Annotated in this window: 15 protein-coding genes; all 15 read left to right on the top strand. The window is 73.7% G+C overall.

All coding sequences use genetic code 11. From position 1 onward, the window contains the following. The first annotated feature begins 202 nt into the window (after nucleotides 1-202). A complete protein-coding gene (gene mftD / locus OG627_RS02770) occupies nucleotides 203-1,405 on the top strand; it encodes a pre-mycofactocin synthase MftD (protein ID WP_329061037.1) in 1,203 nt (400 codons plus the stop codon). After that, complete coding sequence (gene mftE, locus OG627_RS02765; RefSeq protein ID WP_329061035.1) at nucleotides 1,402-2,214, top strand: mycofactocin biosynthesis peptidyl-dipeptidase MftE; 813 nt, start codon at nucleotides 1,402-1,404, stop codon at nucleotides 2,212-2,214. Before mftD ends, mftE begins: the two co-directional genes overlap by 4 nt. Beyond that, nucleotides 2,211-3,596, top strand: coding sequence for a mycofactocin biosynthesis glycosyltransferase MftF (gene mftF, locus OG627_RS02760; RefSeq protein ID WP_329061033.1), 1,386 nt, complete (start codon nucleotides 2,211-2,213; stop codon nucleotides 3,594-3,596). Before mftE ends, mftF begins: the two co-directional genes overlap by 4 nt. Nucleotides 3,597-3,890: 294 nt before the next feature. Then, nucleotides 3,891-4,700, top strand: coding sequence for a mycofactocin-coupled SDR family oxidoreductase (locus tag OG627_RS02755; protein ID WP_329061031.1), 810 nt, complete (start codon nucleotides 3,891-3,893; stop codon nucleotides 4,698-4,700). A gap of 737 nt (nucleotides 4,701-5,437) precedes the next feature. Further along, nucleotides 5,438-6,904 carry a 3-phosphoshikimate 1-carboxyvinyltransferase gene (locus OG627_RS02750; protein ID WP_329061030.1) on the top strand — a complete coding sequence of 489 codons (1,467 nt, stop codon included), beginning with the start codon at nucleotides 5,438-5,440 and terminating at the stop codon, nucleotides 6,902-6,904. Then, entirely contained in the window at nucleotides 6,901-8,283 is a 1,383-nt protein-coding gene (locus OG627_RS02745) for an aspartate aminotransferase family protein (protein ID WP_329061029.1), read from the top strand. The genes OG627_RS02750 and OG627_RS02745 overlap by 4 nt, the downstream gene beginning before the upstream one ends. Further along, complete coding sequence (locus OG627_RS02740) at nucleotides 8,280-9,497, top strand: Coenzyme F420 hydrogenase/dehydrogenase, beta subunit C-terminal domain (protein ID WP_329061028.1); 1,218 nt, start codon at nucleotides 8,280-8,282, stop codon at nucleotides 9,495-9,497. Before OG627_RS02745 ends, OG627_RS02740 begins: the two co-directional genes overlap by 4 nt. Continuing rightward, nucleotides 9,494-10,612, top strand: coding sequence for a 3-hydroxyacyl-CoA dehydrogenase NAD-binding domain-containing protein (locus OG627_RS02735; protein WP_329061027.1), 1,119 nt, complete (start codon nucleotides 9,494-9,496; stop codon nucleotides 10,610-10,612). The genes OG627_RS02740 and OG627_RS02735 overlap by 4 nt, the downstream gene beginning before the upstream one ends. Then, nucleotides 10,609-12,573 carry a non-ribosomal peptide synthetase gene (locus OG627_RS02730; protein WP_329061025.1) on the top strand — a complete coding sequence of 655 codons (1,965 nt, stop codon included), beginning with the start codon at nucleotides 10,609-10,611 and terminating at the stop codon, nucleotides 12,571-12,573. The genes OG627_RS02735 and OG627_RS02730 overlap by 4 nt, the downstream gene beginning before the upstream one ends. Next, nucleotides 12,566-17,485, top strand: a complete 4,920-nt coding sequence (locus OG627_RS02725; RefSeq protein WP_329061022.1) for an SDR family oxidoreductase — start codon at nucleotides 12,566-12,568, stop codon at nucleotides 17,483-17,485. The genes OG627_RS02730 and OG627_RS02725 overlap by 8 nt, the downstream gene beginning before the upstream one ends. A gap of 2 nt (nucleotides 17,486-17,487) precedes the next feature. Further along, a complete protein-coding gene (locus OG627_RS02720; RefSeq protein WP_329061021.1) occupies nucleotides 17,488-18,519 on the top strand; it encodes a MupA/Atu3671 family FMN-dependent luciferase-like monooxygenase in 1,032 nt (343 codons plus the stop codon). After that, nucleotides 18,516-19,883 (top strand): condensation domain-containing protein, encoded by a 1,368-nt coding sequence (locus OG627_RS02715; RefSeq protein WP_329061019.1) that lies wholly within the window; start codon nucleotides 18,516-18,518, stop codon nucleotides 19,881-19,883. The genes OG627_RS02720 and OG627_RS02715 overlap by 4 nt, the downstream gene beginning before the upstream one ends. Then, on the top strand, nucleotides 19,880-20,857 hold the full coding sequence (locus OG627_RS02710; protein ID WP_329061017.1) for an acyl carrier protein: 978 nt from the start codon (nucleotides 19,880-19,882) through the stop codon (nucleotides 20,855-20,857). Before OG627_RS02715 ends, OG627_RS02710 begins: the two co-directional genes overlap by 4 nt. After that, nucleotides 20,854-21,402: a flavin reductase family protein gene (locus OG627_RS02705; protein ID WP_329072293.1), complete on the top strand. Its 549-nt coding sequence runs from the start codon at nucleotides 20,854-20,856 to the stop codon at nucleotides 21,400-21,402. The genes OG627_RS02710 and OG627_RS02705 overlap by 4 nt, the downstream gene beginning before the upstream one ends. Next, nucleotides 21,399-22,316, top strand: coding sequence for an acyl carrier protein (locus OG627_RS02700; RefSeq protein ID WP_329061015.1), 918 nt, complete (start codon nucleotides 21,399-21,401; stop codon nucleotides 22,314-22,316). The genes OG627_RS02705 and OG627_RS02700 overlap by 4 nt, the downstream gene beginning before the upstream one ends. The last annotated feature ends 5 nt before the right edge of the window (nucleotides 22,317-22,321 follow it).

Here is a 22,321-nt window from a genome sequence, read left to right as displayed (position 1 = left end):
CACGCGACACACACGCTCGCCGCGTCCGCGCTCGGCGTCCCGAGGACGAGGACCGGGCGCCGGGACGGCGCCGGGACGGCGCGCGTGCGGTGCACGCCGCCGGCCCCGCTCCGTTCCCGGCCCCCGGCGCCACTTCGCGGACACGCCCTGGCCGCGCTCCGGCGGCCGTTCATCCACCCGCTCACCGGAAGAGATATCCCGCATGCCTAGAAACCCCTGGTTCGAGACGGTTGCCGAGGCGCAGCGCCGCGCCAAGAGACGACTCCCGAGCCCGGTCTACGGTGCCCTCGTCGCGGGCTCGGAGCGCGGCCGTACGATCGACGCGAACACCGAGGCGTTCGCCCAACTCGGCTTCATCCCGCGCGTCGTGGGCCATCACGCGCAGCGGAGCCTGGCCACGACCGTACTGGGTGTTCCGACCTCGCTGCCCGTTCTCATCTCCCCGACCGGCGTCCAGGCCGTGCATCCGGAGGGCGAGGTGGCCGTGGCGCGTGCCGCGGCGAGCCGGGGCGTCGTCATGGGACTCAGCTCGTACGCGAGCAAGCCGGTCGAAGAGGTCGCCGCGGCGGGTCCCGACATCTTCTTCCAGCTGTACTGGAGCGGCACTCGCGCGTCGATGGTGCAGCGCATGGACCGGGCGCGGAGCGCCGGTGCCAAGGCGCTCATCGTCACCCTCGACTGGTCCTTCTCGAACGGCCGGGACTGGGGGAGCCCCGCCATTCCGGAGAGGCTCGACCTGAGGACCGCACTGCGGTTCGCCCCCGACGTGCTGCCCCGGCCGGGCTGGCTGTGGACGTACGCGAAGTCCGGCCGCCTCCCCGACCTCACCACCCCGAACCTGCGAGCGCCCGACGGCCGAACCCCCACCTTCTTCGGCGCCTACGGCGAATGGATGCAGACGGCCCCGCCGACCTGGGAGGACGTCGCCTGGCTGCGGGAGGAGTGGGGCGGCCCGTTCCTGCTCAAGGGCGTTGCCAGGGTGGACGACGCCAAACGGGCCGTGGACGCGGGCGTGTCGGCGCTGTCGGTGTCCAACCACGGCGGGAACAACCTGGACACCACCCCCGCCACCATCCGGATACTGCCCTCCGTGGTGGAAGCGGTCGGCGACCAGATCGAGGTTCTGATGGACGGCGGCGTCCGCCGCGGCGGGGACGTGGCCAAGGCCCTGGCCCTCGGTGCGCGAGCCGTCCTCATCGGCCGCGCCTACCTGTGGGGCCTGGCGGCGAACGGACAGGCCGGTGTGGAGAACGTGCTCGACATCCTGCGCGGCGGGCTTGACTCGGCCGTACTGGGCCTCGGTCACTCCTCGGTCCACGAACTGTCCCCCGAGGACCTCGTGATACCACCAGGCTTCCCCCTGGCCCTCGGGGCCACCACCCGGTCGCCGGTCGTCCGACCATGACACAGGACATCACCGGGCCCCCGTCCGGGCGTGAACTGGCGGGCACGACCTGGCCGTTGATCCCCTCGGACGCGCTGGTCCTGGTCCCGATCGGCTCCATCGAACAGCACGGTCCGCACTTACCCTTCGACACCGACAGCGTCATCGCCGCCGCTGTCGCGCACCGGGTGGCGGCCATCCTGCCCGCCCCGCCGGGACGCACACCGCTGGTGGCGCCGCCGCTCGTGTACGGCGCCAGCGGTGAACACGCCGATTTCCCCGGCACGGTGTCCATCGGGCACGAGGCGCTGCGCACGGTGATCGTGGAGATGGTGCGCTCGCTCGGCCGGTGGGCGGGGCGTGTGGTCTTCGTCAACGGCCACGGTGGGAACGTCGTCACGCTCGACGCCGCCCTCGGGCAGGCGCGGGCCGAGGGTCACGACGTCGCGTGGACCGGTTGCGACGTTCCGGGCGGCGACCCGCACGCCGGCCGCACCGAGACGTCGGTGATGCTGCACCTGGCCCCGGAACGGGTACGGCTCGCGGCCGCCGTCGTCGGGGACGTGCGGCCGCTGACCGAGCTCATGCCGGAGCTGATGGCGCACGGCGTCCGGGCGGTGTCCGCCTCCGGTGTGCTCGGCGATCCGACCGGCGCCACGGCCGAGGAGGGGCGCCGGACAACGGAGGCCATGGTGTCAGCGGCCCTGCGGCGGATCACCGCGCACACGGTCGACAGCCGCGGTCGGCTCATCGATCCCGCTCAGCGGGCGACACCGCCGGGCACCGGGGCCGCGTGCGTTCCACCCCGAACGGAGAGTGTGCCCCGATGACGCTTCCCCACGGCTTCGTGATCGCGCTCGACCGGCACACCCGGGTCCTCGACGGCGGGCGGGCGCTCGTCGGCGGATTCCCGACCCGGCTGATCCGGCTGACCCCGAGGGCCCAACGCCTCTTCACCGGCGCCACGATGCGGGTGCGGGACGCGGCGAGCGCCCTGCTGGCGGACCGCCTCCTCGAACTCGGCATGGCCAACCCCGTCGTCGAGAGGCTCCCGGCGCCCCCGGAGCCGCGCTACACCGTGGTCGTTCCGGTACGGGACCGCCCGCGGCAACTCGCCCGTCTCCTGGCCAGCATCGGCGCCGGGCAGCCCGTGATCGTGGTCGACGACGGCTCGCGCGACCCGGAGGCCGTCGCCGCCGTCGTCGCCGAGCACGAGGCCCGGCTGGTGTCCCTGCCGGTCAACGTGGGACCGGCAGGCGCACGCAACGCGGGCTGGCGGCTCGTCACGACTCCCTTCGTGGTCTTCGCCGACTCGGACATCGTGCTCACCCCGGACACCCTCCCCACACTGCTGCGGCACTTCGCCGACCCCAGGGTCGCCATGGCCGTACCCCGCATCACCGGCTTGCCGGTGCCCCGGGCGGGGTGGATCGCGCGCTACGAGCACGCCCGGTCCGCGCTGGACCTGGGCGCGCACCCGGCGGCCGTGCGCCCGGGCACCCCCGTCTCCTGGGCGTCCACGGCCTGCACCGTGGTGCGGACGGACGCTCTGGAGGGCGGCTTCGACGACCGGATGCGAGTCGGTGAGGACGTCGATCTGTGCTGGCGGCTGATAGAACGGGGCCGGCGGGTGCGCTACGAGCCCGGCGCCACCGCCGCACACGAGCACCGCACGCGCCTCGACGACTGGTTCCTCCGCAAGGCCGTGTACGGAACCGGGGCGCATCCGCTCGCCGAGCGTCACCCCGGGTTCATCGCACCGGCCGTGTTCGCCCCGTGGAGCCTGGCCTTCATCGCTCTGCTGCTCGTCCAGCGGCGCTGGTCGGTGCCCGCTGCCGGAGCCGTCCTCGCGGGTGTCAGCCTGAAGATCGCCCGCAAGGTCGACGGCACCCGGCACCCGCACCGGCTGGCACTGCGGCTCACCGCCAACGGAGCCTTCGGCGCGGTGACCCAGACCTCCGCGCTGCTGACCCGGCACTGGTGGCCCCTCACGGTCCTCGGATGTCTCGTCTCCCGCCGCGCGCGCCGGGCCGCGGCGGTCGCCGCGCTCGCGGACCTCGCGCTGGAATACCGGCGCGACCGGGTCGCCCTGGACCCGGTCCGCTACGGCGTCGCCCGGCGACTGGACGACCTCGCGTACGGGGCCGGGGTGTGGCTGTCCGCGCTCAAGGGCCGTTCGAGCGCTGCTCTGCGACCGCGGATCAGCCGGTGAACCTCCGCGAAGGCGCCTCGTCGTCCAGGGTGTCCGGGCGCCGGGGGCGGCCCGAAGGCGGACCCGGGTGGAGCGGCATGTACGGGGCTCGGGGGCCACCCTGCCGGGCGGGGCCACTTCCCGCAGGTCTGTACAGCGTGAGCCGGAAACGACGAGGGCGGCCCCCGGCGGCCGACCCGACAAGAACGTCACGCCACGGTCGAGACCGACCGCCCGAATTTCGGCGAGGAACGCCTCGCCCGACGATTGGACCGAGTAATGACTGGTAACGTCCCCGCGGCTCCACTGCCGAGCGTGCCCATCGCTCGCAGGTTCGAGGACAAAGTCGTGTTCGTCACCGGTGCCGCCCGAGGGCAGGGCCGCGCGGAGGCGGTGCGCTTCGCCCTGGAGGGCGCCGACATCATCGCGCTGGACATCTGTGAGGACCTGCCGACCACGGATTACCCGGGAGCGACCCCGGAGGACCTGGCGGAGACGGCCCGGCTGGTCGAGAAGACCGGCCGCCGCGTTCTGACGCACAAGGTCGACGTGCGCGACTTCGCCGCCTTACGTGCGGCCCTGGAGGAGAGCGTGGCCGAACTGGGCCGCCTGGACGTCGTGGTGGCCAACGCCGGTATGACGACGACCGGCCGCGCCTGGGAGATCGACCTCGACAACTGGAACACCACCCTCGACATCAATCTGACCGGTGCGTTCCACACCGTCAAGGCGGCGATTCCGCTGATGCTCGAACAAGCCACCGGAGGGGCGATCGTCTTCACCAGCTCCGTGGCCGGGCTCAAGGGGCTGCCCATGCTGGCCGATTACGTGGCCGCCAAGCACGGCGTCACGGGACTCGCCAAGACGCTGGCCAACGAACTGGCCGAGTACCGAATCCGGGTGAACAGCGTGCACCCGCACGGTGTGAAGACCGAACTCGTTCCCGGCATCCTGGACATGCTGGACAACCACCCCGAGCTGACTGGCTTCTACCAGGGCACTCTTCCCGAGGACATGAGCGACTCCGAGGACATCGCGGCGGCCATCGCCTGGATAGCCTCCGACGAGGCCCGCCATGTGACCGGTATCCAGCTGCCCGTGGACCTGGGCCGCATGAATCGCTGACGCCAGCCGGTGGGCGGGGGACTCTCCCCCGCCCACCGGCTGGTTTCGCGGGAGCGCCCCCGTGCGCATTCCGCCGTCACGGGGGCTTCGAGGTCCCGTGCCAGGGCGGCGAGCCCGAATGCGGGAAGCGAAACATCGCTTCTCCGCGATCCCGAAAGACTGTCCGGAAATCACCGTTCACCGATATCCCCGCACGGTGGACCCGGGGTTCCGTGCCTCGCCGGGCAATTGGGGCGCAAAACTCTCTTTCCCTTTTCCTGGCCCTGCGGAGTGTCGGCCGCAGGGCCAGGCGGCGGCCGGACGGGGCTCCGCCGCGGCGCGACGCGCGCTCATCGAATGCCTTGGAATCCTTTGCGATCACTGGTGATTACGGGCGCTTGCGCAGGGGAATGCTCGGTTCTTTTCGGTGACTGACAGGTACTACTGACCGTTGTGAAGAGTTCCACGGTCCGTTGACATCCGCTCCACGGGAATGGTTGAGTCGAACACGCCGAGGGAGCCCCCTCGGGTTTGCCAACTGTTGGGGAAGGACGCGTTGTTACCCGTTTTCGCCTTGGTCGCACGCGTCATGAAATCCGCTGAGCGGGGATTTCCTCCCGCATCACCCCAGCGTTGGTTCCGGGCGTGTTGTGCATGCCCGCCTTTACGTGAAACGTAGCGGGGAAGGGCGTGGCCGGCCGAATGCCGAGCCCGCTTTCGCTCACAGATCTCGGGGGACCCAGTGATGGGAGCACCGTGTGCTTGAGGCCCGGAAGGATATCCAGGAAGCCGTCCACGGAACCGGCCGCGAAGTGGTCCGGGAATTCGACAGGCCGGCCACGCAGGCGCCGCATCTCGTGGTGGACGGCGGCAGATCGGCACGCGGCCAGGGGCCACTGGCCGTCGCCGTGCCGGGCGACAAGTCCGTGAGTCATCGGGCACTGCTGGCCGCCCTGCTGCCCGGCGCCCCCGCCGTCCTCACGGTGCGCAACGCCAACTCGGGCGGCGCCGTACGGGCGTTGCTCCCCGCCTTGCGCGCCTTGGGGTTGCGGGTGGACATCGAGCGGGACACACTCACCGTACGGCGCGGTGCCCGGCCCGTCCGGCAGCCGGTCCGCGGACATCCTGACATCGACACCTGGCCGGACGACGCGCCGTACCTGGAGACCGGCGGGTCCAGCGCCGCCGCGCGGCTGCTGATCGGGGTGCTGGCCGGGACCGGAACCCGCGCCGTGGTGGACGGGGACGAGGTGCTGCGGCACCGGCCGATGGAGTGGATCGTCGACCCACTGGCCGAACTCGGCGCCGAAATAGACTACTTGGGCGACCCGGGATGCTTGCCCGTGCTGGTGGGCGGACCGGTGTGCAGGCCCGGAGCGGTGCGGTTGTCGGTGGGGAGCGCGCAGGCGCGCTCCGCGGTGCTGCTCGCCGTGGCCGCGGCGGGGCTGCCCGCGACCGTGCGCCACCCCGTCCGCTCGCGCGACCACACCGAACGGATGCTCGCCGCGTTCGGCGCGGGGCTGACCCGGACCGAACACGAACTCATCTGGGACGGCGGCCCGTACACGGTCCCGCCCGTCATCGACGTCCCCGCCGACCCCTCACTCGCGGCGTATCCCGTCGCGGCCCATCTGATGTGGGGCGACGGCGAGGTGCTGCGTGTGCCGGGTGTCTGCCTCAACCCGACCCGGCTGGGCTTCTTCGAGGTGCTGCGGCGGGCCGGTGCGGACATCTCGTACGAGGACGAGCGGTCCACCAGCGGCGGTGAGCCGACCGGGACGGTGGTGGCCAGGGGCGGGCTGGACGGCCTGGATTCGGTACGGGTCGACGATCCCGCCGTCCTGCACGCGCTGATCGACGAGGTGCCGCTGCTCGCCGCGGTCGCCGCCCTGCTGCCGGGCACGTCGTGGATCGGCTGCGCCGAGGAGCTGCGCTTCAAGGAGACGGACCGGCTGGCGACGACGGCCCGCATGGTCGGCGCGTTCGGGGGCCGGGTGGAGGTCGCCGCGGACGGGCTGACGGTGACCGGGGGCGCCGCGCTGCGCGCCGGGACCGTACCGGGCTTCGAGGACCACCGCGTCGCCATGGCCGCGGCGACGCTCGGGATGTGTCTGCCCGGACGCACCACGGTGCGCGGCGGGGCCTGCCACCGCACGTCGTTCCCCGGCTTCGCCGATGTACAACGCGCCGTCGGCGCCCGGATTGCGGAGGACGGCCAGCGATGACCGAAGCGATGACCGATGCGACGGCCGAGGGAGTGAAAGACGCGGTGGACGGTGCCCGGGGTCGGGAGAGCGGACAGCGCGGTGCGGTGGAGGCACGGTCCACCGGCACCACACTCGGGCCGGAATTCAGCACCGGCAGCGGCCCCTGGCTCCACACCGAGGACGGCACCGCCTGGTTCGACGGGACGGCCGGCAGCGGCGCGGCGACCTTGGGCCATCAGCACCCGGACGTCACGGCGGCCGTGGCGGCCCAGTTGAACCGCCTCACGCACACCGGCTGCAAGCTGGGCTCGGACACCCGCAGGCGCATGATCGAGCGGATCGGCGCCCTGTCCCCGTACACGGAGCCCGCGGTGCTGCCCACCGCGACCGGCGCCGAGGCGGTGGAGTCGGCGCTGAAGATCGCGCGGGCCGCCACCGGACACCAGGCCGTGCTGGCCTTCCGCCACGGCTACCACGGCAAGACCGCCGGAGCGCTCGCGCTGACCTGGCGGGCGGAGTTCAAGACCTACGGCGGACCGCGGCCGGACCATGTCGTCGTCGCGGAACTGCCCGACCCCCGGGTCGAGGGCGCGGCCGACGACGTGGCACGTTTCGCGGCCGGGCTGTCCGCGGCCCTGGACGACGCCGATCGGCGCGGCGGCACCGCCGCTGTGGTCGTCGAACCCGTCCAGGTGACCGAGGGCGTGCTGGCCGTACCGCCCGCGATCCTGGACGAGATCGCCCGGCAGGCGCACTCCAGAGGCGCGCTGCTGGTGCTGGACGAGATCTACACGGGACTGGGGCGCGCCGGGCGGCTGTTCACCGCCGAGCTGATGACCGAGGTCCCGGACCTGACGCTGCTCGGCAAGACGCTGGGCAACGGCTTCCCGGTCGCCGCGGTGGTGGGGGAGCGAGCCGTGCTGGACGCGCTGCCGCCGAGTGTGCAGACCTCGACCTTCTCCGGCCACCCCGTCGCCTGCGCGGCGGCCGTGGCTGTCCTGGAGATCATCGTGCGGCAGGACGTGGCGGGCCGCGCGCGGGCGCTCGGTGAGCGGTTGCGTACCGATCTGCTGGCGCTCGCCGCCCGCCACCCGTGGATGCGCTCCGTCCGTACGACCGGGGCGCTGGGCGCCTTCGACTGCGTACGCGAGGGGAGTTTCGACCCGGGACTGGCGAAGGCGGTGACCGGCGGCGCGTTACGCGGGCGGCTGCTGCTGTTCGGCGGCGGCCCGGAGGGCGCCACGGTCAAGGTCGTGCCGCCCGCGCTGCTGGAGGAGAGCGACTACCGCTGGATGATCGAGGCGATCGCGGCGGCGGTGGCGGGGGCCGAGCCCGCGCCACGGACGGGACCACGGTCGGCGGCGGGGGGAGCTGCGTACGGGGGCGGTCGCATATGACGTTCCAGCAGCTGGAGAAGGACGTACTGGCACCGGGGCTGTGCGCCGTGTGCGGGGTCTGCCAACTGGCCTGCCCCGCCGGTGTGATCGGATTCGACGGACTGGAGCCCGTGCTCACCGCGGAGTCCTGGACCGTCTCCGACTGCGGGGAGTGCACCGACTGCGTCGATGTCTGCCCGGGAGCCGACCCGGGCACCCCGGCCGCCGAGGCACGGCTGTTCGGCCGCACCCGGACCCCGCAGGAGCGCTGGACCGGGGTCTTCTCCGAGGTGGTCGCCGGGCACTCCCTGGACCCCGAGGTCTACGAGGCGTCCGCGAGCGGCGGCAGCCTCACCGCCCTGCTCCAGGTCGCCATGCGGGAGCTGGGGGTGACGGCGGTGCTCTCGATGGGACGGGACGAGCGGGAGCCCTGGCGGGCCGCGCCGGTGCTGGTACGGGCCCCCGGCGAACTGGTGGAGACCGCCCAGTCCACCTATCAACTCGCCCCCTATTTAGGGGAACTGCGGCATCTCATGCTCGACGAGCCGGACGCCCGGGTCGCCATGACCGGAGTGGCCTGCCACATCCAGGCCATGCGCAAGCTCCAGGCGATGGACACCGCGGCGGGCCGCTGGGCGCGCGACCACGTGGTGCTCCTGATCGAGCCCGCCTGCTCGTCCAGTACGCGCCCCGAGGGCACCGCCGCCGTGATCCGCGAACGGGCGGGCGTCCCGCTGGACTCCGTGGTACGGCTGCGCTACCGCGAGGGCGCCTATCCCGGCGACATCGGCATCCGGACGGACGACGGCACGGACCACCGGGTGGAGTTCTGGCGCGCGGTGCGGGACTTCGCGGGCAACAAGACACACCGCTGTCTGTCCTGCGGCGACTGGATGTCCGGGCTGGCCGACGTCAGTGTCAGCGACGGCGATCCGAACATCTTCGCCGCGAGTGTGTCCGGCGTCGGACAGGCCAAGCGCGGGCGGGTGTTCATCCGTACGCGGGCCGGGGCGGAGGCGGTCGCCGCGGGGGTGGACCGAGGTCTGCTCAGCCATACGCCGGTGGATCTGGCCGGCCTCAATCTCGGGCTGGAGCGCAAACGCAACCGGCGGGCGTCCTACGAGCGGTCCGGCGGGCCGGTGCCGCTCGGGCCGATACCGGGCTATCGGGAAGAGCTGGAGATCGTGCCGGACGAACGGCTGATCGCGGCTCCGGAAGAGGAGGGCGGCAAATGACCGCGGTGCACAGCGCTCCGGTGGCGCGTACGGAATCGGAGGCGGCCGGGGCATCGGCCGGAGAAGCCCTGCTGGTACGGCAGCTGGTCGCGAAGGGCGCCGCCGAGCCGGTCGTGGAGGAGGTGCGGCGCGAGCCGCCGGGCCGCGGCGAGCTGCGGCTGCGTGCCGCGTGGAGCCTGGTCAGTCCCGGGACCGAGCTGCACTATCTGGACCGCAGCGCGCGGACCGGGGAGCGGTTCCCCCTCGGCTACTGCTCGGCGGGGGTGGTGGACGCCGTCGGCCCGGAGGTCCCCGGATACGTGCCCGGCGACCGGGTGATCGCGATGGGCTGGGGCGAGGCCGTGCACAGCGAGGCGGTGACCGTCCCCTACCTGCTGTGCCGCCGCGTCCCCGATGCCCTGGACCTGGCGGACGCGGTGGTGGCGGGCCTGGCGGCGACGGCCGTGCACGCGGTGGACCGGGCGATGCTGGACCCCGCCGACGAGGTCGCCGTGATCGGCGCGGGCATGGTCGGACAACTGGTCGCGCAGACCGCCGCCGCGCACGGTGCGCGGGTCACGCTGGTCGATCTGCGCCCCGAGCGGCTGCGTACGGCGGCCGCGCTCGGGCTGGCCGCCGCCGATGACGCGAGCTTCCTGGAGAAGACCCGCCAGGAGGAGGAGCCGGCGGGCGCCAGCGGCGGCCGGTGCGTGTTCCTGTGCGGTACGGGGGACGCGGGCGGCACGATCGCCGCCGCGGCCCGCTGGGCGGGCCGGGCACCGGGCCGGCCGCGGCTGGTCGGCGTCGGCCGCTTCGCCGCGCGCATCGACTTCAGTGTGGACCTGGGCAATCTCGACATCCGGTACGCGGCCCGCTGCGGCGCCGGATACCGGGACGCCGCGTACGCGCGCGGGCTGCGCGACGTCACGGCACCGGACGGTGAGGGCACGGTCACCGAGAACCTCCAGCGAGCCCTCGACCTGATCGACTCCGACGCCATCCGCCCCTCGGCGATGGGGCTGCCGCGGTTCACGCTGGACCGGGCGGCCCCGGCCTACGCACAGCTGCGGGAGCGGCCCGCGCACCCCGCCGTCCTCTTCGGCTACGGCCCGCCCGAGGGGAGCGCCCCCAGGTGACGGCGGACGCGGTATCCGAAGTGGACACGGGACACCGGCCGTTCCCCACCGCGCGGAGCGCGGGCACACTGGTGAGCCGCTTCCTGGAACAGGCCGCCGCGCACCCCGAACGCGAGGCCGTGGTCACCCCCGAGGTCCGGTGGACCTACCGGGAGACCGCGTGGCGCTCGGCCGGGGTCGCCGCCGCGCTGGCGGCGGCGGGCCTGCGGCCCGGCGACCGGATCGGGCTGCTCTTCTCGCACGGCGCGGAGATGATCGCCGCGCTCCTCGGGGTGCTGCGCGCCGGTATGTCCTACGTACCGCTGGACGCCGCCTACCCGGAGCCCCGGCTCGGCCACCTGGCCGACGGCGCGGGCGTACGCGCGCTGGTCGCCGTCTCGGCCCACGCGCGGGCGGCCCGCCGGATCGCCGGCACGCGGCCGGTGCTGGCGTACGAGGACCTGGTACGGACGGCCGGCGACGCCATCGCCGGGGCCGGACCGGGGGCGCCGGCGGACAGCGCGCCGCCCGCGCCGGTGCGTCCCGGCAGTGAGGCATACGTCCTCCACACCTCCGGCAGCACCGGGCGGCCCAAGCCCGTCACGCAGACCCACCGCAACGTGCTCCACCACACCCGGGCCTGGACCGACGGGCTGGGCATCGGCCCGCTCGACCGCGTCACCCTCCAGTCCGCCTACAGCTGGGACTCCGCGGTCCAGGACACCTTCGCCGCGCTCCTCAACGGGGCCGCGCTCTACCCGGTCGACCTGAAGGCCCTGGGCATCGGCGGCCTGCTGGACTGGATGGCCGCCGAGCGCGTCACGGTCTACCACTCCACGCTCCCCGTCTTCCGCGCGCTGGTGCGGGCCATGGAGTCGCGCACCACCGAACTGCCCGGGATGCGCATGCTGGCGCTCGGCGGGGACACCTTGCACCTCGCCGACCTCGACGCCGCCCGGCGGGCTTTCGGCGCGCACTGCCGCGTCGCCGGCGCCTACGGGTCCACCGAGTGCTCCTGCGCCCTGCTGCGGGTCGCCGACCGGGACTACCGACCGCCCACCGGCGTCTTCCCGCTGGGGTTCCCGGTGGCGGAGACGGCCGTACGGCTGGAGGACGCCGAGGGCCGCCCGGTACTGGGGCCGGGCGAGGGCGAGATCGTCGTCGAAAGCGCCTATCTCGCACCGGGCGCGGTCCCGGACGGCCGCACCCACCGCACCGGTGACCTCGCCCGGCGGCTGGACGACGGCACGCTGCTGCTGATCGGGCGGCGCGACTTCCAGGTGAAGATCTCCGGGATCCGGGTGGAGACCGGGGAGGTGGAGAGCGCGCTGAAGGACCTGCCGCAGGTGCGCGAGGCGGTCGTGATGCCGTTCGAGGACCGGTCGGGAGAACGGCAGTTGGCCGCGTATCTGGTGGCGTCCGACGGGGTGACTGCCGAACCGGCCGCCCTGCGGGCCGCGTTGCGTGCCGTGCTGCCCGACCACGCCGTACCCACCGCGTTCGTCCCGCTGGCCGAGCTGCCGCTGACGCCCAATCACAAGATCGACCGGGCCGCGCTGCCGGCCCCCTCGGTGGCAGCGGAACCGGCGCGGGCCACCGCGCGGGACAGCGGCGCCGCGCCCGTCGGAGCCGGAGCGCTGGAGCGGGCGGTGGCCGAGGCATGGCGTGAGGTACTGGACGTCGGCACGGTCGGCCCGGACGACAACTTCTTCGATCTCGGCGGCACTTCGCTGCGGGTGGCCGCCGTGCACGAACGGCTCACCCGCACCCTCGCGCCCGCGCTGCGGATGACCGACCTGTACCGCGCACCGACCGTCCGCGGCCTGGCCCGGCTCATCGGGAGCGGCCAGGAGGACTCAGCGGCGGGAGTCGCCCGGGGAGCGCGCCGCCGCGGCGCCCGCGGTGCCCGCCGCGCGGCCGCCCGTACCCGTAACGCCCCCTCGTTCCCGGACAACCGCACCTCAGGAGGCACTTGTGACTGACCGTCCCTACGGCGAGACGGACGCCACGGCGGCCCCCGCCGACGCCGCCCTCGACGGCCGGATCGCGGTCGTCGGCCTGGACTGCCGGCTGCCGGGCGCCCGCGGTCACGCCGAGTTCTGGCGCAATCTGCTGGCGGGCACCGAACACCTCACCGATGTGGACGAGGAGCGGCTGCGCGCCGCGGGAGTGCCCTCGGAGTCGCTCGCCAACCCCCGCTACGTCCGGCGGGCCTCGGTGGTCGAGGACGCCGACCTCTTCGACGCGTCGTTCTTCTACCTCAGCGCGCGCGAGGCCGAGCGGATGGACCCGCAGCTGCGGCTCTTCCTCCAGTCCTCCTGGTCGGCCCTGGAGCACAGCGGCCACGACTCCGAGCAGTACCCCGGCCGGATCGGCGTCTTCGCCGGCGCGCTGAGCAGCACCTATCTGCTGCACAACGTGCTGACCGGCGAGCGCGGTTTCAACGGCTCACTGCCCCGGATGCGCGAGGACCTGTCCGCGTTGATGGGCAACGACCCCAACTACCTCACCACCAGGGCCTCCTACCACCTCAATCTGACCGGACCGAGCCTCTCGGTGCAGACCGCCTGCTCCACCTCGCTGGTCGCCGTACACCTGGCGATGCAGAGCCTGCTTGCGCAGGAGTGCGACGCGGCACTGGCGGGCGGGGTGGCGCTCCGCTTTCCGCAGGAGGCCGGCTACGTCCACGAGACCGACGGGATCACGTCGGCGTCCGGGACCGTACGGCCCTTCGACGCCGAAGCCGACGGCACGGTCTTCGGCAACGGCGTCGGCGTCGTCGTGCTCAAGCGGCTGGAGGACGCGCTCGCCGAGGGCGACACGGTCTGGGCGGTGCTGCGCGGCTCCGCGATCGGCAACGACGGCGCCGACCGGGTCGGTTACACCGCGCCGGGCGTCGCGGGCCAGGCCGCCGTACTGGCCGAGGCGCTCGCCGTGGCCGACGTGGCCCCCGCGAGCGTCAGCTATCTGGAGGCGCACGGCACCGGCACCAGGATGGGCGACCCCATCGAGCTGGCCGCGGCGGCGCAGTCCTACCAGGTGGCGGGCGCGCCGCCGCTGACCGTCGGGTCGGTCAAGGCGAACCTCGGCCATCTGAGCACGGCGGCCGGCGTCACCGGGCTGATCAAGTGCGTTCTGATGCTGCACCACCGCACCCTGGTGCCCACCCCGCACTTCACCGGCTGGAACCCGCAGTGTGCCGTCGAGGGCACCCGCTTCCGCGTCGGTACCCGGGCCGAGCCGTGGGAGTCCCCGGACGGCGGCCCCCTGCGCTGCGCGGTCACCTCCACGGGCATGGGCGGCACCACCGCGCACGTCATCCTGGAGGAGGCCGCGGCGGCCGGCCCCGCGGCCCGGGGCAGCGCGCCCGCCCCGCGGGTGGTGCTGCTGCCGGTCTCCGCCAAGTCCCCGGCCGCGCTGGAGACCGCGCGCCAGGAACTCGCCGACCATCTGGAGCAGACGGCGCCGGCGGGGGAGCCGGAGACCGGGGCCGCGCCCGACGGCTCCGCCCTCGGTGACACCGGCCTGGACGACACCGCGTACACCCTCGCCACCGGCCGCCGTACCTTCAACTACCGCGCCGTGATCACCGCCCCCGACCGGGCCACGGCGGTACGCGCCCTGCGCACCGCCGATCCGCGCTTCACCCATCAGGACTCCGGGCAGCCCGCCGACCGCCCGATGGTCCTGCTCTTCCCCGGCCAGGGCGCACAGCACCCCGGCATGGGAGAGGGCTGGTACGGCCAGCTCCCCGTGTTCCGCGCCGTGCTGGACGAATGCGCGGAGCTGCTGCGGCCGCATCTCGGCCTGGACCTGCGCGACGCCCTCCATCCCCGCACGCGCGGGTACACGGGCGAGGCGCACGACCTGAACCGCACCCGGCTGACCCAGCCCGCGCTGTTCGCGGTCGAGTACGCGCTGGCCCGGCAGTGGATGGCCTGGGGCATCCGCCCGGCCGCGCTGATCGGGCACAGCGTCGGCGAGTACGTCGCCGCCACCCTGGCCGGGGTGTTCCGGCTGCCCGACGCGCTGCGGGTGATCGCGGAGCGCGGTCGGCTGGTGGACGGGCTGCCGCGCGGGGTGATGGCCGCGGTCATGCTCCCGCCCGAGGAGCTGACCCCGTATCTCGACGGCGGCGAGGTCGCGCTCGCCGCCGTCAACGAGCCCGCCGTGTGTACCGTCGCCGGCACCGCGGAGGCCGTCCGCGAGCTGACCGCCCGGCTGAGCGCCGACGGCGTGGCGCACCGCAAGGTCGTCACCTCGCACGCCTTCCACTCGGCGATGATGGACCCCGCGGTCGGCCCGCTCACCGAGGTGCTGCGCGGCGTCGAACTGAGCCGCCCCCGGATTCCGTTCCTCTCCAACCGGACCGGTACCTGGATACGCGACGAGGAGGCGACGGACCCGGCCTACTGGGGCGGGCATCTGCGCGAGACCGTACGGTTCGCCGACAGCCTCGCCACGGTGCTCGCCGACGGCGACCACGTCTTCCTCGAAGTGGGGCCCGGCCAGACGCTGGCCACCTTCACCCGCAGGCATCCGGACCGCGAGACCGGCGTGCCGGTCCTCACCTCGACGGCACGCGGACGGGACGCCGGCGCCGACCTGACCGCGGTGACCGCGGCGCTCGGCCGGCTGTGGGCGGCCGGCCTGAGCGTGCGCTGGCAGGGCTTCTACCAGGACCGGGGGCGGGCGCGGGTGCCGCTGCCCACCTACCCCTTCGAAGGGACCCGCTACTGGGTCGAGCCCGGCGGCGGACCGCTCACCGGCGCGGGCGGCGGCACGGCCGTACCCAAGCTGCCCGTGGACGAGTGGTTCTCCGCCCCGGTGTGGCGGCAGGCCGTCGGCACGCTCGACGCGACCGCCGAACCCGTCGCCGACCCCGTACTCCTGTTCGCCGACGCGGAGGGAACCGCCGCGCGGCTGGCCGGACACGCCTTCGCCGGCGAGGTGCTCACCGTCACGGCGGGCACCGCCTACGGACGCGACGGCGACACCTGGACGCTGCGGCCGGACTCCGAGGAGGACCACACCCGGCTCGTCGGGGACCTGCTCGCCGAGGACCGGCTGCCGGACCGCGTGGTGCACGCCTGGTCCACCGCCCCCCTGCCCGCCGGGCGCGGCAGGGAACGCTTCGAACTGGCCCAGCGAAACGGCCTCTACAGCCTGATCGCCCTGGTCAAGGCGGTCAGCGAGCACGGCGTCACCCGCCCGCTGCACCTCGACCTCATCAGCGCGGGCGCCTACGCCATCAGCCCGGCCGAGCCGGAACCCGCCGCCGAACTGGTCTCCCTCTCCGTCGCCGCCCGGGTCATCGGCCAGGAACACGGCAACATCGGCTCCCGGCACTTCGACCTCCCCGCGACCCCGGACGACCGGTCGCTGCGCACCCTGGCCACCGAACTGGCCGGGTCGCGCCGCCCCGAGATCGCCACCACGCTGCGCGGTGCCACCCGCTGGATCACCGACATGGAGCCCGTACGCGCCGACTGGACCGCCAAGGCCGCCTCCCGCCTGCGCGACGGGGGCGTCTATCTGATCACGGGCGGCCTGGGCGAGATCGGTTCCACCATCGCCCACTGGCTGCGCCGCGAATGCCCCGGCGCCCGGCTCGCGCTGCTCACCCGCGATCCGCTGCCGCCCCGCGAGAGCTGGGACGCGTGGCTGGCCGAGCACGAGGAGGACGACGGCACCTCGTTGCGCGTCAACCGGCTGCGCGCCCTGGCGGCCGACGGCACCGAGCCGTTCCTCGTACACGCCGACGTGGCCGACGAGGACGCGCTGCGCGACGCGGTGGAGCGGGTCACCGCGCGGTTCGGCGCCCTGGACGGTGTGGTGCACGCGGCCGGGCTGCCCAGCGAGCAGTGGGACCGGGCGATCACCGCGGCGAGCGTCGAGCAGTGCCAGTGGCACTTCGCGCCCAAGGCGCACGGCCAGATCGCGCTGGAACGCGTCCTCGCCGACCACCCGGTGGACTTCTGCCTGCTGCTGTCCTCGCTGGCCGGCGTGCTCGGCGGGCTGCGGCTGCTCGGATACGGCGCCGCCAACCACTTCATGGACGCCGCCGCCGAGCGGGCCAACCGCGGCCTGGACCGTACGGTGTGGATCAGCGCGGCCTGGGACGTCTGGCAGCACCACCAGGACGAGAAGCGGGCGATCTCCGCGATCGGCCGGAGCATGGACGACAAGGCGATCCAGCCCGAGGAGGGCCTGGAGGCCATCCGCCGGCTGCTGACGCTGCGGGACGTCTCCCAGGTGGCCGTCTCCACCTGGGACATCGGACACCGGCTCGACCAGTGGGTCCGCGACGAGCGCATCGCGCGGCCGACGACGGGCGTCACGGCGGCCGGCGGCACCGGCGACGGTACGCGGGACGACGGGGCGGGCGATCTGAGCGACCAGGTGCTGCGGCTGGTGCGAGGGGCGCTGGGCAGCGAGGAGATCTCCCTGGACGGCGACATCTTCGAGTTCGGCGGCGACTCGCTGCTGATCGTGCGGCTGCTGTCCAGTCTCCGCGACCAGTTCTCGGCCGAGGTGCCGCTCGCCGACGTACTCGGGGCGCCGACACCGCGGGCGCTGGCCGGCTTCGTGCAGGAGCGGATCGACTCCCGTACGCGGGCCGGAGCGGCGGCGGTCGGTGCCGGGAACGGCGCGCGTGCGGACGCGGGGCCCGGCGGCGACGACATCGAGTCCCTGGCGGCCGAGCTGTCCGGGCTCGGACCGGAGGAGATCGAACGGCTGCTGACCGAGGCCGAACAGGCAGCCGCCCCGCAGGAATCCGCCCCACCGGAAACCGTCCCGCGGGAAACGGCCCCGCAGGAGACCGCCCCGCAGGGAACCGGCGAGCGGGAGACAGACCGGAAGCGAACAGCCCGGCAGGAACAGGAGCGCTGACCGTGGACTTCAGCCTGATCTTCTTCTCCGGCGACGAGAAGAACAAGTACCGGTTCGTACTCGACGCGGCCCGCTACGCGGACGAGAACGGCTTCACCGCGATCTGGACCCCGGAACGGCACTTCCACCGTTTCGGCGGCCTCTACCCCAACCCCTCGGTGCTCGGCGCCGGTCTGGCGATGGCCACCCAGCGGCTGCGGATCCGGGCGGGCAGCGTCATCCTGCCGCTGCACAGCCCCATCCGGGTGGCCGAGGAATGGGCGGTGGTCGACAACCTCTCCCGCGGCCGCGCCGGCATCGCGCTCGCCACCGGCTTCAGCCCGCTGGACTTCGCCATCAAACCGGACGGCTGGCAGGACCGCAGGCAGCGCACCTTCGAGGCGGTCACCACCATCCGCGAACTGTGGGAGGGCGCTCCGGTCTACGTCCAGGACGGCCTGGGCAACCACGTCGAGGTGGAGCTGCATCCGCAGCCCGTACAGCCCGAACTCCCGATCTGGCTCACCTGCACCAAGAGCCCGGAGACCTTCGAGACGGCCGGGCGGCTCGGCTGCAATGTGCTGACCGCGCTCATCGACATGACCAACGAGGAACTGGCGGAGAAGCTCGCCCTCTACTACAAGGCCCTCGACGAGTACGGGCACGACCCCGAGAGCACCACGGTCACGCTGATGCTGCACACCTTCATCGGCACCGATCTCGACGAGGTACGGGAGACGGTCGAGGCTCCCTTCAGCGACTATCTGCGGTCCTTCTTCACCGTCATCGACTCGCAGAAGAAGAACCTCGCGCCGGGGGCCGGCGTCCGGGACATCTCGGCCGCCGACCAGGACGAGCTGATCAAGTTCGCCTTCGACAAGTATTTCGAGAAGGGGGCGCTGCTCGGCACCCCGGACTCCTGCGTGAAGGTCGTCGACCGGTTCAAGGGCATGGGCGTCGACGAGATCGCCTGCCTGATCGACTTCGGCGTCGACGAGGACCTGGTCGTCGAGAGTCTCAGCCACCTCAACGAACTCCGGAGGCGTTACGCGTGAGTGCCGACCTCGTCGCCCGGCTCGCCGCTCTCACCCCCGAGCAGCGGGCGCTGATACGTCAACGCATTCCCCAAGTACCCCGAAAACAGCCACAACTGACACCTGGTCAGCGGCGGCTGTGGGAGGCACACCGCTGGGTGGGCGACCGCCCGGTGGACGTGGTCTGCCAGGTGGTCCGCCTCACCGGCGCTCCCGTCGGCCTCGACCTGCTGGCCGAGCGGGTGCTCGGCTTCGTCCAGGCCCACGAGGCACTGCGTACCACCTTCGAGAGCGACGGGGAGGGGACCGGCGACGGTGTCCGCCCGGTGGTGCGTCCGAGGCTGCCGCCCCGGGTGGTACGCACCCGCTGCGCGGGGGCCGACGAGGCGCACGCGCTCGCCCGCGAGCTGGCCGCCGAACCGTTCGATCTGGCGAACGGCCCGCTCCTGCGGGTCGCGCTCGCGGAGGGGACGGCCGCCGGGGGAGGGCCGGCGGAAGACGGGGCCGACGGGGCATGGCTGCTGGTCGTGGTGCACAACCTCGTCTTCGACGCCTGGTCGTTCGAGCTGCTGCTGGACGAGCTGGCCAGGACCGCGGACACCGGACCGGTCGCCGCGCCCCCCTTCAGCGGCTTCGCGCACGAACAGCGGCGCCTGCTGGAGAGCGCGGCGGGCCGGGCCGCGGCGGCGTACTGGAAGGCCGAGGTCGCCGGAGCCCCGCCGCCGCTGCCCACCGACCGGCCCCGCGGCTCCGGTACCGGCCGCAGCGGCGCCCGGGTGGAGTTCACCCTGCCCCGCGCGGTCGCCGACGGGATCGCCGCCGCGGCACAGCGCGAGGCCGCCACCGCGTACACCGGATGGCTCGCCGTCGCCTGGGCCGCGCTCGCCGAGTACGGAGGCCGCGACGACGTGCTGCTCGGCACGTTCACGGCGGGCCGGGACCGGCCCGGCACCACCGATGTCGTCGGCTATCTCCTCAACGTGCTGCCGGTACGGCTGCGCGACGCGGGCGACGGCTCGCACGCCGCGCGCACCCGGGCGGCCCGCACGGCCACCAGGGCCGGACTCGCCCACGCCGCCCACCCCGGCGAGCTGATCGCCGAGGAGCGCCGGGTGCCGGGCACCCACCCGCTCCTGGACGCCGTCTTCGTCTTCGACAACCTCGGGGAGGGCGGCCGGGAGATCCAGGGCGCCCGCGCGGTCACCGAGGACCTGGACAAGGGCACCGCGCGCTACGACCTGACGCTGGCCGTCTACCCGGGGCCGGACGGCGCCCGGGGCTGGCTGGAGTACGACACCGAGCTGTACGAAGCGCCCACCGCGCGGCGGATCGCCGAGCGCTTCACGGCGCTCGCCGAGAAGGCCGCGGAAGGGGGACACGGATGATCACCGCACGGCTCTGTGCCCCGGCCTACGAACTGGGCGAGTACCGCGACTCCGTTGCCGAGCTGCCGGAACTCCTGGCCGATCCGCGGACCGCCGCCGAACTGACCTCCCCGGCCGCCGGGTTCGACACCTACCGGTGGTCGGACGCGCCCGTCGTGGAGCTGATGGCCGAGGCCGTCCGGCGGACCCTGGGCGATGCCGGGGTCCCGGGCGACGAGGTCGACCTGGTGCTGCTGGCCACCGACTCGCTGCCGCGCGACCGCTCGGCCCACCGCGATGTCGCCGAACTCCTCGCCGAGGCGGGGCTGACCCGGGCCACGGCGAGCACACTCGGGCTGATGGACTGCGCCACCGCCATGGCGGCCGTGGGCACAGCGGCCTCCCTCGTCAGGGACGGCAGCGCACGCCATGTCCTGGTGGTCTCCGGCGATCTGGCCGACCACGCCACCGGCGGCGAGCGCGTCGTGGCGGGCGGCGCGGCCATCGCCAGCGACGCGGCGGCCGCCGCGCTGGTGTCGGCCACCGCGGCCGGCCTGCCGGTGCTGGGCATGGCCCACCACACCTCCGCCGGGACCGGCAACGGGGGCGGCGCGCGGCGTGAGCTGGCCTCACGGGTCGCCGCACACCGCGAGCTGTTCGCCCGCCTCGCGGCACGTCACCCGCTCCGGCCCGAGGACGTACACGCCGTACTGCCCAGCAACTTCGCCCGCAACGTACTGGAGATCTATCTCTCCGACGTCGGCTACGGCGGCGACAAGCTCGCGCTCGGCAACGTGGGGCGGATCGCGCACTGCCTGGGCAGCGATCCGCTGATCAACCTCGCCGACCGGCTCGCCGAGGCGAAGTCCGCCGGTGTGTCCACGACCGGCGCCACCGACGGCCACCTGGTGCTGCTCGGCGCCGGGATCTCCCATCTCGCGGCCGTGCTGCTGGGTGCGAGGGCTCTGCCCGAGGCGCCGGAGGGAGCCTTCTGAACGCCGGGACCGCGGCCGGGGCCACCACGGGGCCGGTCACCACCGCCGCACTCCGCGCCGTCGCCCGCTGTCTGCCCACCGGGGTCACCGTCGTCACCGGCGGCCGGGGCGAGGAGGTGCACGGCATGACCGTGAACTCCTTCGGCACACTGTCGCTCGCGCCGCCCCTGGTGTCCTTCTCCGTGGGCGCGGGGGCCCGGATCAGAGCGCTGATCGAACGGTACGGCGGCTTCGTCGTCAATGTGCTGGCCGCCGAACAGGACGCGCTGGCCCGGAAGTTCGCCGACCCCGACCGCCCGGTGGGCCCCGCCGGGTTCGCCGGGATGGAGACCGGCCGGCCGTCCCCGCACGGCGGCCTGCGACTGCCCGGATCGCTGGCCCACTTCACCTGCGACTCCGCCCGGTTCATCGCGGTGGGCGACCATGTGATCGTGGTCGGCTCGGTGCGCGAGTGCGCGACGCTGCGCCAGGCGCCGCCCCTGGTCTTCGAGGGCGGCACATTCCGTACGACCGGGGAGCCGGGCCGGACGGAGGGCGTGGGATGAGCACCGCCTACCTGAACGGCTGCGCCGCCGCCCTCGGAGCCCGGCGGCTCAAGGTGGCCGAACTGCCGGAGTACGCGCGGCAACCGCCGCGCGCCGGGGCCTCTTTCGACGAGTACCGGCTCGCCGAGGGGGATGTCCTGGACCTGCTGCGCCCGGCCGTGGAAGACGCGCTGGAGGCCGCGGGCGCCGACCCGGCGGAGGTCGACACCGTCCTGTTCGCCACCGAGTCACTGCCCAGGGGCGAGGCGTCCCAGGCCGCCGTCGCGAAGCTGCTCGACGACCTGGGAATGCGCGGCGCCTACCCGCTGACGCTCGGCTTCGCCGATTGCTCCACCGCCGTCGCTGCCGTCAACATGGCCGCCGCGATGGTGAGTTCGGGAGCATCCCGGGCCGTGGTGGTGGCCTCGGCCGACCTGGCGAGCACGGCGGAGCCGGGCAGCCGGGTCCTCTTCGGCGGCTCGGCGATCGCGAGCGACGGAGCGGCCGCGGCCGTCGTGTCCGCGCAGCGGCGCGGGTGGGAGATCGTCGGCGGCGCCCGCCGGGTCTCCTACGACCTCTTCGGCCCCGGCCCCGCCGGGAAGCGGCTCCAGGCCCAGCTGGGCCTGTACCAGGGCCTGTTCGAGGATCTGTGGTCGGCGACCGGGCGGACGCCGGGTGAGGTCGCCGCGGTGCTGCCCAGCAATCTCGCGGCCGACACGCTGCGGGTCTTCCTGGGCGAGGCGGGCTTCGCGCCGTCCCAGCTGTACCAGGACAACGTGCCGCGCGTCGCGCACTGCCTGGGCAGCGATCCGCTGATCAACCTCATCGACCGTACGGAGTCCGCGACCGCGCGGGCGGCGTACCCCGTCGTCGTCCTGCTGGGATCAAGTGCGGTACACCTCGCCGCAGTTCTGCTACGTGCCGTGGAGGGCTGAGCCAT

The sequence above is a fragment of the Streptomyces sp. NBC_01429 genome (genome assembly GCF_036231945.1).
Classification (GTDB): domain Bacteria; phylum Actinomycetota; class Actinomycetes; order Streptomycetales; family Streptomycetaceae; genus Streptomyces.
This window is presented reverse-complemented; position numbering and strand designations above follow the sequence as displayed.